Here is a 14890-nt window from a genome sequence, read left to right as displayed (position 1 = left end):
TCCTACGCGGAGATCATTAACCGAGCTTCGCGAGCAACGCGATGACTTTACGCAAAAAGGGGTTACTCGGCACTGTTGCAAAGTAACGGATCGCCGCTTTTTTGCTGATCTCGGAAAACGTCGGATAGGGCGAGATCCATTGCGTCATCGCTTTGATGTTGAGGCGCTGGGAAATGGCGAGCGACCACATCTGAATGATTTCTCCGGCTTCGGCGCCGACGACGGCCGCGCCGAGAATTTGGCCGCGCTTCGTCGTGATAACTTTAATGTGGCCCTCTGTCTTACGCTCGATCTGAGCGCGGTCATTTTCGTGATAGGGCCAGCGCAGAACATTGACGCGGCCGTATTTAGTGCTGGCCTCCGCCTCGCTCAAGCCGACGCACGCGAATTGCGGTTCGGTGAAGACGACGCGCGGCGCGGAACGACCAACCGTTTTTGCCGACTGACGAAACAGGGAGCGGCGAAGTACGACGTCGGCCTGCTCGGCGGCAACGTGTGCGAAGCGAAGGCCGCCTGCGGCATCGCCTATGGCATAGACGCGCTTGTTTGTGGTCATCAAGCTTTCGTTAACTTTGATCGCGTTGCCGGCGACTTTGATGCGGGCGTTGTCGAGGCCGAGGTCGGCGACGTTGGCTTTGCGGCCTGCGGCGACGAGAATTGCTGAGCCTTCGATCCGTTCCGTTTCGCTTTCGCCGTTGCCTGCGATTTCGACCGTGATGTTGCCGACCGTGCCGGAGACGCGCGTGATGCGGACGCCTTCGCGGAATACGATGCCTTCAGCGGCAAGCTGCGTCAGCAACACGACAGCCAATTCAGAATCTTCATCGCCAAGCGCGTGGGCAGCGTCGATGACGGTGACACGGGAGCCGAGGCGCCGATGGGCCTGCGCCAGTTCGATGCCTGTCGTCCCGGCACCTACGACGATGAGATGCGGAATGGGCGCGTTGTTATCGAAGATCGTCTCGTTGGTGAAATAGGGAACGTCGGCCAAGCCCGGAATTAGCGGGATGATTGGCGAAGACCCCGTTGCGATGACGAAGCGGCGCGCGGAGATGCGATATTCGCCGGCGGCAACTGTGGTCGGGTTCAGGAATTTGGCGGCGGCGGAAATTACCTGGATGCCCATGCCGCCGAAGCGCTCGACCGTTGTGTTCGGCGCAATGCGGGCGATGACGTCGGTGACGTAGCGGTTGACTGCCGCATGATCGATCAGCGGTTCGACACCGCGAATACCGAAGGGCGATGCGGTCCGCATATCTTGGGCGCGCTTGGCGGCGGCCAAAAGAGCGTTGGCGGGAATGCTGCCGTAGTTGAGGCCATCTCCGCCCATCTTGTGTTTTTCAATGAGCACGACACGCTGTCCGAACGCAGCTGCCGTCGTCGCGACGGCGACGCCACCCGCGCCCGCGCCGAGGACGCAGAAGTCAGCATTGACGGTGTGCGTCTCGGGATTGGGTTCGACAGTATCCTTGGGCATGGAGAAAGGTATCCGGTCATCGCGGGGTCATAGCGATTAGATTAATACGGCGGCGCGACTTTTCACGCTGGAGATCGGGCCTATCCCCTGCCGGAAATGGGGGATACGAGCAGATGTCGGCCAATTTCGACGATGTGCAAATGCAAGCGGGCGGCGTTTTCTATCGTTTGCGCGCGCACGGCCTGCGTTGACTTGCCCGCGCAGCCCCACTATAAGAGCCCGAATTCCGGAGACATGCGCAATCGGCTGGGGTTTTTGCCCAGGCGACGCGTTTTTGTAAACATCGGAAAAATAATAGCAATTATGCTACTTGGGCCGGCGCGGTAAGCGCCTGGACCGGTGGCTTTGAGAGACTTGGACGGAGACTTCCGTGAAGCGCACATATCAACCGAGCCGCCTTGTCCGCAAGCGCCGCCACGGATTTCGCAAACGCATGCTGACGGCAGGCGGTCAGAAGGTTCTGGCACGCCGTCGCGCGAAAGGCCGCAAGCGTCTTTCGGCCTAATCGGGTCTAACGCCTAGGCCCCGCTGCCCGCGTCTTGCGGCTCTGGAGGCTGTCATTCCTATTTTGCCAACGCTCAAGGCGCGATCCGAATTTCTCGCTGTCCGCGGCGGTCGGCGTCAGTCTACGCCGGCATTCCTGATCGAAATGCGCGAACGCTCCGCTGCCACCACGCGTGGCGGCGGCTTTGGCGATTCTGCGGGTCCGCGCTTCGGTTTCACGATCACCAAGAAAATCGGTAATGCCGTTACGCGGAACCGTATCCGCAGGCGTCTCAAAGCGGCATTCGCCGCTGAAACCAAGGCGAAGAGCCTGGGCGCCTGCGATTATGTCGTGGTCGCTCGGCATGCCGCGCTTGACCGGCCGTTCGATCTACTGCTCGGCGACGTCAATCGGGCGCTCGCCGCATTGCACAGTGTTAAGTCGCGCCACGCCGACCGAACTGACAAAAAAGGGTCAGCGTGACTGGGTGTCTTCTTCCCTTTATGACCAGTTTCCTCCATCGCTTCCGGGCAACAAAAGGCCTGAAGAAGCCCGCTCCAGTTCGAGGATTTGATGAGCACGCCTAGCGATCCAAAAGACCAGAACAACCTGATCATCGCCGTAGTGCTGTCGATCCTTGTGTTGATCGGTTGGCAGTATTTTTTTGCAGCACCGCAGATCAAGCACGAGCAGGCGAAGCAGGCCTATAACAAGCAGCTCGACGCGCAGAACAAAGGAACGGCGACATCGGAAAGCCCGCCGAACGTTGCGAACGCTCCGATCGCGGGACCGTCTGCGAGCGTACCGGCGAGCGGCCAGCCGACGACTGGTCTGCCGGTTAAATCACGCGAAGAAATTTTGAAGGAAACGCCGCGCGTACCGATCTCGACGCCGTCGCTTGAAGGCTCGATCGATCTCAAGACCGGCCGCATCGATGACCTCGTGCTCCGGAAATATCACGAGACGGTCGATCCCAACAGCCCGATGGTAACGCTGCTGTCGCCTGCGGGGTCGTTCGATCCCTATTTTGCGGAGTTCGGCTGGGTGCCGCAGGTCGGTTCGACGATCAGGGTGCCGGATCGCGATACCGTCTGGAAAGTCGAAAGCGGCGCGAAGCTGACGCCGGAGACGCCCGTTACCCTCGAATGGGACAACGGCCAGGGCGTCATCTTCCATCGCACGATTTCGCTCGACAAAGACTACATGTTCAAGATCGTCGACGAGGTCGAGAACAAGACAAGCAGCGATATTTCGCTGCTGCCGTATGCGCGCGTGCATCGTAGCGGCCATCCGCCCGATCACGCTTATTATGTTCTGCATGAAGGTCTCGTTGGCGTTTCGGGCGATCACGGCCTGATCGAGGACACCTACGCCAACGCCGTCAAGGAAGGTGTGCCGCGCACGTTCGAAAACGTCGTCGGTGGTTGGCTCGGCATCACCGACAAGTATTGGGCGACGGCGCTCGTTCCCAATCAAACGGCGCCCTATCGCGCCATGTATTCAGCGCTTCCGGCGCGCGATCCGGCAGGCCGCGATGCTTTCCAGACCGACTATCTGCTCGGCGCGGTAACGGTTCCGCCCGGCGAGCGCAAGGGCGTCGAAGGCCATCTTTTTGCCGGCGCCAAACAGGTGTCGCTGATCGACGGCTACGAAAAGGCGCTCAACATTCTGCGCTTCGACCGGCTGATCGACTGGGGCTGGTTCTATTTCATCACGCGGCCGCTCTTCAGCCTGATGGAGATGATCAACGGTGTGGTGCACAACTTCGGCATCACCATTCTCGTGCTGACCGTGATCGTGAAGGCGGCGTTCTATCCGCTCGCGAGCAAGCAGTACGAGAGCATGGCGCGCATGAAGAAGATGCAGCCGGAAATGCAGCGGATCAAAGAGCAGTATAAAGACGATACGCAGCGTCAGCAGAAAGAGATCTTCGATCTCTACCGCACGCAGAAGATCAATCCGCTGGCGGGATGCTGGCCGATCCTCTTGCAGATCCCGGTGTTCTTCGCGCTCTATAAGGTGCTGTTCGTCACCATCGACATGCGTCACGCGCCGTTCTTCGGGTGGATTCACGATCTGTCGGCGCCGGATCCGACGACCGTGTTCAACCTCTTCGGTCTGCTGCCATATGATGTGCCGACGTTCCTGCACATTGGTGCGTGGCCGCTCGTCATGGGCATCACGATGTGGGTCCAGATGCAGCTCAACCCGCCGCAGCCCGATCCGATCCAGCAGCAGATCTTCCAGTTCATGCCGGTGATGTTCACCTTCCTGCTGGCAAGTTTCCCGGCCGGTCTGGTGATTTACTGGGCGTGGAGCAACACGCTGTCGATCTGCCAGCAGCTCCTGATCAACAAGAGGAGCGGCGCGGAGATTCATTTGTTCGGGAATCTTAAGCGCGCGTTCGCACCATTGTTACGACTATTTGGAGCGAGCGGCAGCGGTAGCGGCGGCTCCGGCAAGTAGCTTTTCTCAAAGGCCCGGCTCGTTCCGGGCCTTTGCAATTGGAGCCTGGTCATGGCTGAAACAGATACCCTATCGGCAGATGAGATCGAGAATGGACGGCGGCTTTTCACGCGCGCATGGACGTTCTCGCGCGGCACGCCTGATCTCGATCATCTCCCGCCCGACGACCGGCCGGAAATCGCGTTCGCAGGCCGGTCGAATGTCGGCAAGTCGAGCCTGATTAATGCGCTTGTCGGGCAGCTTCGATTGGCGCGCGCTTCGAACACGCCGGGCCGCACGCAGGACCTCAACTTTTTCACCGAGCCCAATGACGAGCTCTATCTCGTCGATATGCCGGGCTATGGCTTCGCGGAAGCGCCAAAGGACAAGGTTGCGGCGTGGAATAAGGTGCTGCGCGCCTATCTCGCTGGGCGGCGGACGCTTCTGCGCGTGTTCCTGCTGGTCGATGCGCGGCACGGGCTGAAGCCGGTCGATGATGAGATCATGGCGCTGCTTGATGGCGCCGCGGTGTCCTATCAGGTGGTGCTGACGAAGGTCGACAAGATCAGCAAGACCGATCTCGAAAAAGTCGCCGAGCGGACGCAGAAGGCGCTCGCGAAACACCCGGCGGCGTTTCCTCAGCTCATTCTGACGTCGTCGGAAAAAGCCCTCGGCTTCGAAGAGCTGCGCGGAACGATCGCGCAGCTGCTTGCATCCCACGGCAGCTAAGGCTCAGTGGCCGAACTTCTTCATCAACGTCGTCACGATCGCCATGCCTGACTCGCCGAACGTCGCGAGCGCGCCGCCGATCACGGCTGCGACCGTCCAGCTGAAAATGCGAACGACGGTGCGGCCGATGTTGGCGCGAACTTTCACTTCGACGATCTGATCGGGAAGCGCCGTTTCAGCGGCAACGCCGTCAGCGCCGATCGAGCGTGCCGAGACGATGATCTGGAGATCCGACCAGCCGCGATACTGCGGCGTGATGTTGAAGCGCCAACTCGCGAAATCATCGCTCGAATAGCCGAGATTGCTCTCGATCCACTGCGTCTCAGGCGAGGTCGATTCGATATAGAAGCCGCCATCGGGCGCGCGGATGCGGACCGACATCGCCTTCGTCACGGCGACGGTGTGCTGCCAGACCTGACCGCCGCCGTCGAGACCTTCCGTCAGGGCCTTCACGGACGATTTCGCGATGCGGATCTCGGCGCGAACGGTTTTGCCGACGCGCATCGAGCGCGGAATGTTTTCAGCAAGCTGACCGGTTTCGACGTTCGCGCCTTTGCCACGCTTCGGTGCGGGAGCGCGGCGCTGGGCTTGCGGCGGTGCCGGCGACTGCGGCGCTGTAGGCGCGCCGATCGGTGCGCCGGGACGAAAGACTGTGTCCTGCCCGAGATTCGGTCGCTGACCCTGGATGGGTGCAGGCGCGGCGCCCGGAGCGCTCATTGGAGGCGCGCCGATCGGGCCTGTTGGCGACAGGCTCGGTCCGGGCGGCCCGAATTGCGGCGATCCGCCTTGCATTGGGGCTGGTCCTTCCGGACGCGTCCGGCCCGATGCCGGACCACCTAAGCCCGGCGCTGGAATGGGTGGCGGCTGGACGGACGAGGGCTGCGGGCGCGGCGGCAGATCGAACATGCCGCGCTGGTGCGGAGGGGCAGCGCCTGGATTTCCTGCCGGTCCAGGAGGTGCCGATTGCTGGCCTCCGGCCGGCTGATAGGGCGAGGGAAAAGCTTGTGGGCCCTGCGGCTGCGGCGCACCGGGACCGGGCTGTTGCGGCTGCCGCGAGGGCAGCGGCAGGGACGGTTCGCGCGGATACTGCGCTGGTGTACCAATTTGGCCTGGGCCGGGGGCAGGGCGCGGTCCGGCACCCTGGCTGGGTCCGCGATCCAAGGCAGGGGCGGGCGCCCCGAACGATGGTTCATGCCGCGGTTCTGGCCTCGGCTCGCTGACGCCGGTCGGCAGACGCGGATCCTGAGAGGCGGGTGACGGTGCGGAAAACGGCCGCGACGGCATGGGCGCAGGCTCGGCTGCAGCCGGAGACGGCCTCAAAGGTTCGGCTTGGTGCGGCTCTGCACCGGGGCCGGCGTCGAACGAATGCGGTGCCGGCGGACCGATCGGCTCGTCCTGCTCCCCGCTGGACGCTTCCCGGCCAAATGGCCCTTCGAATGCGGGGGTCTGAGGAAATGGCGGCGCTGGGATGGGATCTGGGTGTTGGGACTGCTCCGGAAACGCCGCTTGCGGAGAGGGATCGTGCGCCGACGGCGGAGCGGCGGGCAGCGGATCGGAGCGCTCGGATAACGGATGCCGCGGCATGTCCTTCATGATGTCGCGCAGAGACGGCGCGGAGCGCGACTGCACGCGTTCGCGGGCGCGGGCCAGGACGTCGTCGGCGACGGGCGGCTGGGGCTGTTGTGGCGGCGCCGGTGCTTCACGCGGCGGATTGAGCGCAGCTTGAAGCGCACGAATGGCGTTTTCGAAGGTCAAACCGTGCGCTTCGAGGATTTCAGCGGCGACGCTTCGGGCATCGCCGACGATGGCTGCAAGCACGATGGCGCCGTTGATGTCACGCCTGCGGCTGCCACGCGCGGCGGCCGCCGCGGCTTCGAGAATGCGGCGAACCTCGGCCGAGACGCCGAGCGAATCCTGCGGCGGAGCGCCGCTCGGAGTGCCTTCGAGCACGCGGGAAATGACGTCGCCTTTGATCCGTTCACCGCTGATATGGCTCGCGTCGAGCACCGCAACGGCATCGGGATCGTCACAAAGGGCCGCGAGCAAATGCTCAAGCGACACCTCTGACGCCCCCGTCGCGCCGGCAAACTCGGCGCCGCGCGCCAGCGTTGCCGCCAGTTCAGACGACATCGGGATTTGGGTAATATCTGGTGCCGTCACGCCCACGACATCTCCTGAAACGAAGGCCAAGACGGGCAGACTGGCCAAGACTCGTTGCGATAGCGTGTCGAAAACACACGCTGATGGCAAGGTTATAGCAATGGCACGCGCGTTGGCAGGCCGAGAATGGTTTTCGTCCCCAGATGGCGGGCGTTTACCTGCGTCAGGACCGCCCGCAGGGCAGCAACGCCTGGAAATCCATTGAGACCCGCCACCGAGCCGCTATAAGACCGCGACAACGCGCCCGGCTCCCCGCCAGGCGGTGCATTTTGGCCATAGGGGGAAACTCGTGACGTCAGCGAAACCTCTCTCGGAAAAAGTTGCCGCAACTCAAGCCGCGTCGTCGGCCGAAAGTCCGCTGACAGCGCATCAGCAGGCGCGCATTCTCGCGGAAGCGATTCCGCATCTCATTGATTACGACGAAAAGAACGTCGTCATCAAATTCGGCGGTAACGCCATGGGCGATGATGCGCTGTTCAAGGCGTTCGCGCAGGATATCGTCTATCTGAAGCAATCGGGCATCAACCCGATCGTCGTGCACGGCGGCGGGCCGCAGATCGGCAATATGCTGCAGAAGCTCGCGATCAAATCCGATTTCGTCCACGGGCTACGGGTGACCGACAAGCCGACCGTCGAAGTCGTCGAGATGGTGCTCGCGGGCAAGATCAACAAAGAGATCGTGTCGGCGATCAACCGGCAGGGCGGCAAGGCCGTCGGCATCTCGGGCAAAGATGCCAATCTGATGATCGCGAAAAAGATCACGGAGATGCCCGATCCGCAGTCGAACATCATGAAGCATGTCGATATCGGGTACGTCGGTGATCCGCTGGAAGTTAATCCGCATATCGTTGAAGTGATTTCGAAGTCCGATCTCATTCCGGTCATCGCGCCGGTTGCGATCAGCCGCGAAGGCGAGACGCTGAACGTCAACGCCGATACGTTCGCTTCGGCGCTTGCGGCGCGCATGCAAGCCAAGCGCCTGCTGCTGCTGACCGACGTCACGGGTGTCCTCGACGAGAACAAGCAGCTCATTCCGAGTCTAACGATCGACGAAGCGAAAGCGATGATCAAGAAAGGCGCGATCTCCGGCGGCATGATCCCGAAGATCGAAGGCTGCATCGAAGTCGTCGAAGCAGGCGTCGAGGGCGTCGTCGTGATCGACGGGCGGGTGCCGCATTGCGTGCTGCTCGAACTCTTCACCGAGCATGGCGTCGGCACCCTCGTCAAACGGGCCGAGCGCAAGAAGGGCCGCAGCTAATGGCAGCTCCGGCAGGACAGGCAGGCTTGCCGGCTGCAGCCATGACGCGACCTGGTTTCGATCACGTCGAGACGTGGATCTTCGATCTCGACAACACGCTCTATCCGGCGTCGTGCGATCTGTTCGCGCAAGTCGATCAGCGCATGAGCGCCTTTATCGCGAAAACGCTGGGTGTGCCGCGTGAACACGCCCGGCATTTGCAGAAGGCGTATTACCGGCAATTCGGCACGACGCTCGCGGGCCTGATGAAGGTGCATAAACTACAGCCGGGCCCGTTTCTCGAATATGTGCACGACATCGATTTGTCGGTGGTGCCGGAGTTGCCTGATCTTGCCGCGGCGATCGCTGCGCTGCCGGGGCGGCGGTTGATTTTCACCAACGGCTCACGGCGGCATGCCGAGAACGTGGCGCAGAAGCTCGGCGTGCTGCATCTGTTTGAGGATATCTGCGATATTGCGGCGCTGGATTATGTTCCGAAGCCGGAGCGCGAAGCGTTCGACAGAATGCTGAAGCTTCACGCCGTTTCCGGCGCGCGTGCGGCGATGTTTGAAGACATGCCGCACAATCTGGAACCGGCGTCGAGCCTCGGCATGACGACGGTGCTCGTTCATTCCGACTACATCGACCATCCGGCGCAATTGAAAGTGCGCGAGTGGTGCGAGCTTCCCGAGCACGTGCATTACCTGACGCGGGATTTGACGGGTTTTTTGACGACGGAAGCGAAGCCGAAGCTCTCTCGCTGAAGCAGAAGCGGATAGTTTGGATTTTATATCAACCCCGGCCGATGAAGGGCATCGTGGTCGCCATCAGCGTCATAGATTGAACATTGGCGTCGAGGGGCAGGTTGGCGATGTAGAGCACGGCATCCGCCACATGCGAAACGTCCATGCGCGGCTCGACCATGGTCGAGCCGTTTGCTTGCAAAATGCCGCTGCCCATCTTTGATGTCAGGTCAGTTGCGGCGTTGCCGATATCGATTTGCGAGCAGGCGATGTTGACGGCGCGGCCATCGAGAGAAAGAGACTTCGTCAGCCCAGTGATGGCATGCTTCGTTGCCGTGTACGCCACCGAAAACGGCCTCGGGACTTGAGCCGAAATCGAGCCGTTGTTGATGATGCGGCCGCCTTTGGGATCTTGCGCCTTCATAATACGAACGGCTTCGCGGGCGCAGAGGAAACATCCCGTCAAATTTACATCGACAACGCGTTTCCATTCGCTGAGCGGCAGTTCGTCGATCGGAACGCCTTGCGTGAAGGTGCCGGCGTTGTTGAAGAGAAGATCGAGGCGGCCGAACGTTTCGCGGGTTGCGTTGAAGGCTTTTGCAACCGCCGTTTCATCCGCGACGTCAGCAGGCGCGATGAGGCATTTGCCGCCGTCCTGCGTTGCGGCGTCCGCCGTTTTTTGCAGTTCATCGACGCGACGGCCGAGCAGCGAGACGTCAAAGCCGTTGGCCTGAAGTTTCAGGGCCACTGCGCGGCCGATGCCGGAGCCTGCGCCCGTCACCAAAGCGACGCGCTTCGTATGAATCATGTTTTTATTCCATCCCAACGGCGTTGGCGCTGCATAGCGTGGAATGTCCACAGGCGCCAGTTTCTGGCGTCGGGCGGCCATGCTAAAGGTGCGCCGGACCTGAGCGGTGCGTGGGGGCACGATCATGACCGAGGCGGGAATTGCAAGCGCGCGTTTTTGCGCCAACTGCGGGACGGCCCTGCAAGGAAAATTCTGCACTTCCTGCGGGACGCAAGCGGCCGCGGCGTCAGCGCCGGAGCCAAGCTCCGAAGGCTGGGGCAGCCTGTCGTCGGAATTTTTCAGCTCGCATGGCCGCAACGGAATTCTCTCCGTCGCGCTGTCGTTTCTGCGCCATCCTGTCGATACCATCATCCGGTTGACGGACGATCCAACCTATCGCTCGCAGTGGGGGTTTCTGACGGCCACGGTCGGCGCGCAGATGACGCTCATCTATGTGTTTCTGCCACGTGCGTTTGCGGCGCTGTTTCATGTGCCCAACACGGCGAACAGTTCGGCGGTCATCACGAACGAGATCGTGCAATACGTCGGCATGGCGATCCTGACGCCGATCCAATATTACGTTTGCCGGTGGCTCGGGACGCGGAAACGGTCGCCGATGTCATATGTGAAGCTTTGCGTTTTGAGCGTCAGCTATGGCGCGCTGCTGTCGAGCTTTGTCGCGATCTTTTTCTTTTTGCTCGCAGTCGGCTTGCTGAAAAATGGAACTGCCGTCGATCTCGGAACGCTATGGCAAGGGTTGGCGGTGCTGACGCTGATTGCCATCCTGGTGTTCGTCACCGAAAGCCATCGGCGGTTCTGGGGGATGGCATGGCCGATCGCGATTGCCGTTACGATTTCGATCGCGGCGCTGTCGTGGCTGGTCGTCTATCCGGGGCTGGGGGCGCTGATCGAACGCGGCGGCGTTGCTGGCGCAGTCAGCGGGCTTTTCGGAAGTTGATGTTTTAGCGCGTCGGGACGGGCTTCTCGCCGCGGTAATCGTAGAAGCCGCGCTTGGTCTTGCGACCGAGCCAGCCGGCTTCAACGTATTTCACGAGAAGCGGGCAGGGGCGGTATTTCGAATCCGACAGGCCTTCATAAAGCACCTGCATGACGCTCAGGCAGGTGTCGAGGCCGATAAAGTCGGCGAGTTCGAGCGGGCCCATTGGATGGTGGGCGCCAAGCTTCATCGCCTTGTCGATGGCTTCGACGGTGCCCACGCCTTCATACAGCGTGTAGACGGCCTCGTTGATCATCGGCAGCAGAATGCGGTTGACGATGAAGGCCGGAAAATCTTCCGATACGGCCGTCTTCTTGCCGAGGCTTTCGACGAAGGTCTTGGCTGTAGCAAACGTCTCGTCTTCCGTCGCGATGCCGCGGATCAATTCGACGAGTTCCATCAGCGGCACTGGGTTCATGAAGTGCATGCCGATGAAGTCTTCCGGGCGGTCGGTGCCGGACGCCAGACGCGTAATCGAAATCGATGACGTGTTGGACGCCAGCATCGCCGTCGGCTTCAGGTGCGGACAGAGCGCGGCGAAGATCTTGTGTTTCAGGCTTTCGTCTTCGGTGGCCGCTTCGATGACGAGATCGCAGTCGCCGAAGGCTTCGAGCGTCGGCGCAAACGAGATGCGTTCAAGCGCCTGATCGCGGGCTTCCTCGCTGATAAGGCCCTTGGAGACCTGGCGCGCCATGTTCTTTGTGACGACCTCAATGCCCTTGTCGTAGGACTCTTTCTTGAGGTCGTTGATCGCGACCGAATACCCCGAGAGGGCCACGACGTGGGCGATGCCGCTGCCCATCTGGCCGGCGCCGATGACGCCGACCTTGCTGATCGTCCGGGCAGGCTGGACGCCGACCTTGCCTTTTTCCATCAGCTTCTGAGCTTGCGACATGAAGTCGGGTCCTCGCGGGTTTCGATGTTGTCTAGCGCGTTTATCTCAGGCCTTGGCTTTCTGCAGTTCGGCATCAAGCTCGGGCAGCGCCTGGAACAGGTCCGCGACGAGCCCGTAGTCGGCGACCTGGAAGATCGGCGCATCGCCGTCCTTGTTGATCGCAACGATGACTTTGGAGTCTTTCATGCCGGCGAGATGCTGGATGGCGCCGGAGATGCCGACCGCGATATAGAGATCGGGAGCGACAACCTTGCCGGTCTGGCCGACCTGCCAATCGTTCGGCACGAAACCGGCATCGACGGCAGCACGCGAAGCACCCATCGCGGCGCCGAGCTTATCGGCAATCGGCTCGATATACTTCGTGAAGTTCTCGCCGTTGCCCATGCCGCGGCCGCCGGAAATAATGATCTTGGCGGACGTCAACTCCGGGCGATCCGACTTCGACAACTCGGCCTTCTCGAAGGTCGAGATGCCCACGGCAGCCGGGGCCGAAATCGTCTCGACGGCGGCAGAGCCACTTTCGGGCGCGGCCGCGAACGCAGCGGTGCGGACGGTGATGACTTTCACCGGTTCGGCCGACTGCACGGTCTGGATGGCGTTGCCGGCATAGATCGGACGCTCGAACGTGTCGGGCGAGACGACCTTGGTGATGTCGGAGATCTGCATCACGTCGAGTTTGGCTGCGACGCGCGGCAAAACGTTTTTGCCGAACGCCGTCGCGGCGGCGACGATGGCGGAATAATCCTTCGCAATCGACAGGATGACCGCGGCCACCTCTTCCGCCAATCCATTGGCGAGCTGAGGGGCGTCCGCGACGAGAACCTTCGAAACGCCTGCGAGCTTGGTTGCGGTCTCGGCGGCGCTACCAACGTCGGAGCCAGCAACCAGGATGTGGACGTCTCCGCCAAGGTCCTTCGCCGCGGAAAGCGCTTTGGCAGTGGCAGGTGCGAGTGTCTTGCCGGAAAGTTCGGCGAGGAGAAGTGTCGTCATGATTAGAGAACTCCCGCTTCGCTTTTCAGCTTCTCGACCAGCTCTGCAACGCTGCCGACCTTGACGCCTGCTTTGCGCGTCGCCGGTTCGGCAGTCTTCAAAACTTTGAGCCGCGGTGCGATGTCGACGCCGAAGTCTTCCGGCTTCTTGACATCGAGCGGCTTCTTCTTGGCCTTCATGATATTCGGCAGCGACGGATAACGCGGCTCGTTGAGCCGCAGATCAGTCGTGACGATCGCCGGCAGGTTGAGCTTGATCGTTTCCAAGCCGCCATCGACTTCGCGCGTGACAGTGATGGAGCCTGCTTCCGGCACGACTTTCGAGGCAAACGTGCCTTGCGGCCAGTCGAGCAAGCTTGCGAGCATCTGGCCCGTCTGATTGCTGTCGTCGTCAATCGCCTGCTTGCCCAGGATGACGAGATCGGGCTTTTCGGCTTCGACCAGCGCTTTCAACAGCTTGGCGACGGCGAGCGGTTCGACGACGGCGCCTTCAGGCGTTTCGATCAGAATGGCGCGGTCGGCGCCGATGGCAAGCGCGGTGCGCAGCGTTTCCTGAGATTTGGCCGATCCGATCGAGACGGCAACGACCTCTTTGGCGCCGCTTTTTTCCTTAAGGCGCACAGCCTCTTCGACGGCGATTTCATCGAACGGGTTCATCGACATCTTGACGTTCGCCAGGTCGATTCCAGAGCCGTCCGGCTTGACGCGAATTTTAACGTTGTAGTCAACGACGCGTTTGACCGGCACTACGATCTTCATGCCTTCCGCCAGATCCTCTGGCGCTCCCCTGTTTGTTGTTTCCCGCGCTTCGGACGAACGCGGGTTTCTCCACAGTGCATTTCCGCTCGCGGGTCGAGCGGGACGCGCCCGCGGGGTTCAAGTTCCAGCAAAAAAGCGCGATTTTCGCAACTGCGAAGAGCGAAAGCTAAGGTTGGGTTGGGTTCAAGTCAATCGTCGCTTGCGTCGCGGCGGAGGTTAACAAGGCCAGCCTTGGATAAGTCTTTCGCCTAATGGCGCGCGTCATCTCTTAGAATATTGCGAAGCTTGGGATTGTGCCGATTTGCCCATGCGTGCAGGGCTTTGGCGTCAGCGATTTTTCCCCGGAACCCACAGGATATCGCCCTTGCCGCGGTCGTTGACGTAGCGGCTTGCGACAAAGAGGAAGTCGGAAAGACGGTTGATGTATTTCAGGGCCGGCGCGCTGACCGCTTCGCCGGGCACGGCGGCCAGTTCGACCATCATCCGCTCGGCGCGGCGCGAGACGGTGCGCGCTACGTGCAAGGCGGCGCCGGCGGGCGTGCCACCGGGAAGAATGAAGGAGCGCAGAGGCGTCAGCTCGGCATTCATCTGATCGATCTCGGCTTCGAGGCGCGTCACCTGGGCATCGGCAACACGAAGCGGCTCGTACGCCAGCTTTTCACCCTTGTCGGGAACGCAGAGATCGGCGCCGAGATCGAACAGGTCGTTCTGGATGCGAAGGAGCATGGCGTCGACGTCAAGTTCGCTCCCGGCGAGGTGGGTACGAGCGACGCCGACGGCCGCGTTTGTTTCGTCCACGGTGCCGTAAGCCGCTATTCTCGGGGACGTTTTCGGGACGCGCTCGCCCGTTCCTAGTGCCGTCGTGCCGGCATCGCCGGTCTTGGTATAGATGCGATTGAGTACGACCATCGTCTCAAATCCGGTTTATCTTGTTTCGCCAAAAATCGGCGGTGACGCCCCGAAGGGCACTTCGGCCATTAGTGGGTCACAATGACGTAGGCAAGAATAATGAGAATCGCGACGAACTGGAGCCCGACGCGCCATCGCATCAGCTTCTGGCTCAGGTTGGGGCTGCTGCCGCGCATCATGTTCCACAAGCCCAAGAGCAGGACGATCAGAACGGCAAAAACGGCAACCGTAGTGGCATGATAGAGAAAATATTGCATTCAGCCTGTCCGCAGCGAAATC

Annotated in this window: 15 protein-coding genes; 7 read left to right on the top strand and 8 right to left on the bottom strand. The window is 61.3% G+C overall.

Annotated elements, in window-relative coordinates; all coding sequences use genetic code 11:
* Positions 1–16: 16 nt before the first annotated feature.
* Positions 17–1477 carry a dihydrolipoyl dehydrogenase family protein gene (locus tag RLW55_RS04060; RefSeq protein WP_423415658.1) on the bottom strand — a complete coding sequence of 487 codons (1461 nt, stop codon included), beginning with the start codon at positions 1475–1477 and terminating at the stop codon, positions 17–19.
* A gap of 370 nt (positions 1478–1847) precedes the next feature.
* Between RLW55_RS04060 and rpmH the strand changes: the two genes are divergently transcribed.
* The 4 genes from rpmH to yihA all read left to right on the top strand — a co-directional run bounded on the left by rpmH (position 1848) and on the right by yihA (position 5135).
* Positions 1848–1982 (top strand): 50S ribosomal protein L34, encoded by a 135-nt coding sequence (gene rpmH / locus RLW55_RS04055; protein ID WP_024275086.1) that lies wholly within the window; start codon positions 1848–1850, stop codon positions 1980–1982.
* A 63-nt stretch (positions 1983–2045) separates the two neighbouring features.
* Positions 2046–2444 carry a ribonuclease P protein component gene (gene rnpA / locus RLW55_RS04050; protein WP_414464525.1) on the top strand — a complete coding sequence of 133 codons (399 nt, stop codon included), beginning with the start codon at positions 2046–2048 and terminating at the stop codon, positions 2442–2444.
* A gap of 90 nt (positions 2445–2534) precedes the next feature.
* A complete protein-coding gene (gene yidC, locus RLW55_RS04045; protein ID WP_423415657.1) occupies positions 2535–4427 on the top strand; it encodes a membrane protein insertase YidC in 1893 nt (630 codons plus the stop codon).
* 51 nt (positions 4428–4478) lie between these two features.
* Positions 4479–5135 carry a ribosome biogenesis GTP-binding protein YihA/YsxC gene (gene yihA / locus RLW55_RS04040; protein ID WP_409561760.1) on the top strand — a complete coding sequence of 219 codons (657 nt, stop codon included), beginning with the start codon at positions 4479–4481 and terminating at the stop codon, positions 5133–5135.
* A gap of 3 nt (positions 5136–5138) precedes the next feature.
* Here yihA and RLW55_RS04035 read toward each other — a convergent pair whose 3' ends face one another.
* Positions 5139–7295: a Clp protease N-terminal domain-containing protein gene (locus RLW55_RS04035; RefSeq protein ID WP_423415656.1), complete on the bottom strand. Its 2157-nt coding sequence runs from the start codon at positions 7293–7295 to the stop codon at positions 5139–5141.
* Positions 7296–7584: 289 nt separating this feature from the next.
* Between RLW55_RS04035 and argB the strand changes: the two genes are divergently transcribed.
* Positions 7585–8553 (top strand): acetylglutamate kinase, encoded by a 969-nt coding sequence (gene argB, locus RLW55_RS04030; RefSeq protein ID WP_423415655.1) that lies wholly within the window; start codon positions 7585–7587, stop codon positions 8551–8553.
* Positions 8553–9296, top strand: a complete 744-nt coding sequence (locus RLW55_RS04025; protein WP_423415654.1) for a pyrimidine 5'-nucleotidase — start codon at positions 8553–8555, stop codon at positions 9294–9296. The genes argB and RLW55_RS04025 overlap by 1 nt, the downstream gene beginning before the upstream one ends.
* Positions 9297–9324: 28 nt before the next feature.
* Here RLW55_RS04025 and RLW55_RS04020 read toward each other — a convergent pair whose 3' ends face one another.
* Positions 9325–10083, bottom strand: coding sequence for an SDR family oxidoreductase (locus tag RLW55_RS04020; RefSeq protein ID WP_423415653.1), 759 nt, complete (start codon positions 10081–10083; stop codon positions 9325–9327).
* Between the two features lie 124 nt (positions 10084–10207).
* Here RLW55_RS04020 and RLW55_RS04015 point away from each other — a divergent pair, with 124 nt between their 5' ends.
* Positions 10208–11020 carry a hypothetical protein gene (locus RLW55_RS04015; RefSeq protein ID WP_423415652.1) on the top strand — a complete coding sequence of 271 codons (813 nt, stop codon included), beginning with the start codon at positions 10208–10210 and terminating at the stop codon, positions 11018–11020.
* A gap of 4 nt (positions 11021–11024) precedes the next feature.
* Here RLW55_RS04015 and RLW55_RS04010 read toward each other — a convergent pair whose 3' ends face one another.
* From RLW55_RS04010 to RLW55_RS03990, 5 genes are all read right to left on the bottom strand, one after another.
* Entirely contained in the window at positions 11025–11954 is a 930-nt protein-coding gene (locus tag RLW55_RS04010; RefSeq protein WP_423415651.1) for a 3-hydroxybutyryl-CoA dehydrogenase, read from the bottom strand.
* A gap of 45 nt (positions 11955–11999) precedes the next feature.
* On the bottom strand, positions 12000–12944 hold the full coding sequence (locus RLW55_RS04005; RefSeq protein WP_409561767.1) for an electron transfer flavoprotein subunit alpha/FixB family protein: 945 nt from the start codon (positions 12942–12944) through the stop codon (positions 12000–12002).
* A 2-nt stretch (positions 12945–12946) separates the two neighbouring features.
* Complete coding sequence (locus RLW55_RS04000) at positions 12947–13702, bottom strand: electron transfer flavoprotein subunit beta/FixA family protein (RefSeq protein WP_409561768.1); 756 nt, start codon at positions 13700–13702, stop codon at positions 12947–12949.
* A 327-nt stretch (positions 13703–14029) separates the two neighbouring features.
* On the bottom strand, positions 14030–14611 hold the full coding sequence (locus RLW55_RS03995; protein WP_423415650.1) for a cob(I)yrinic acid a,c-diamide adenosyltransferase: 582 nt from the start codon (positions 14609–14611) through the stop codon (positions 14030–14032).
* 68 nt (positions 14612–14679) lie between these two features.
* A complete protein-coding gene (locus RLW55_RS03990) occupies positions 14680–14868 on the bottom strand; it encodes a twin transmembrane helix small protein (protein ID WP_013950485.1) in 189 nt (62 codons plus the stop codon).
* Positions 14869–14890 lie beyond the last annotated feature (22 nt).

It is taken from the genome of Hyphomicrobium sp. B1 (genome assembly GCF_049532635.1).
Taxonomy (GTDB): Bacteria; Pseudomonadota; Alphaproteobacteria; order Rhizobiales; family Hyphomicrobiaceae; genus Hyphomicrobium_B.
This window is presented reverse-complemented; position numbering and strand designations above follow the sequence as displayed.

Bases quoted from the DNA above. Each gene is read 5' to 3' on its own strand.
- RLW55_RS04060 (WP_423415658.1), bottom strand. From the start codon at position 1,477: ATGCCCAAGGATACTGTCGAACCCAATCCCGAGACGCACACCGTCAAT.
- yidC (WP_423415657.1), top strand. From the start codon at position 2,535: ATGAGCACGCCTAGCGATCCAAAAGACCAGAACAACCTGATCATCGCC.
- yihA (WP_409561760.1), top strand. From the start codon at position 4,479: ATGGCTGAAACAGATACCCTATCGGCAGATGAGATCGAGAATGGACGG.
- RLW55_RS04025 (WP_423415654.1), top strand. From the start codon at position 8,553: ATGGCAGCTCCGGCAGGACAGGCAGGCTTGCCGGCTGCAGCCATGACG.
- RLW55_RS04020 (WP_423415653.1), bottom strand. From the start codon at position 10,083: ATGATTCATACGAAGCGCGTCGCTTTGGTGACGGGCGCAGGCTCCGGC.
- RLW55_RS04015 (WP_423415652.1), top strand. From the start codon at position 10,208: ATGACCGAGGCGGGAATTGCAAGCGCGCGTTTTTGCGCCAACTGCGGG.
- RLW55_RS04010 (WP_423415651.1), bottom strand. From the start codon at position 11,954: ATGTCGCAAGCTCAGAAGCTGATGGAAAAAGGCAAGGTCGGCGTCCAG.
- RLW55_RS04005 (WP_409561767.1), bottom strand. From the start codon at position 12,944: ATGACGACACTTCTCCTCGCCGAACTTTCCGGCAAGACACTCGCACCT.
- RLW55_RS04000 (WP_409561768.1), bottom strand. From the start codon at position 13,702: ATGAAGATCGTAGTGCCGGTCAAACGCGTCGTTGACTACAACGTTAAA.
- RLW55_RS03995 (WP_423415650.1), bottom strand. From the start codon at position 14,611: ATGGTCGTACTCAATCGCATCTATACCAAGACCGGCGATGCCGGCACG.
- RLW55_RS03990 (WP_013950485.1), bottom strand. From the start codon at position 14,868: ATGCAATATTTTCTCTATCATGCCACTACGGTTGCCGTTTTTGCCGTT.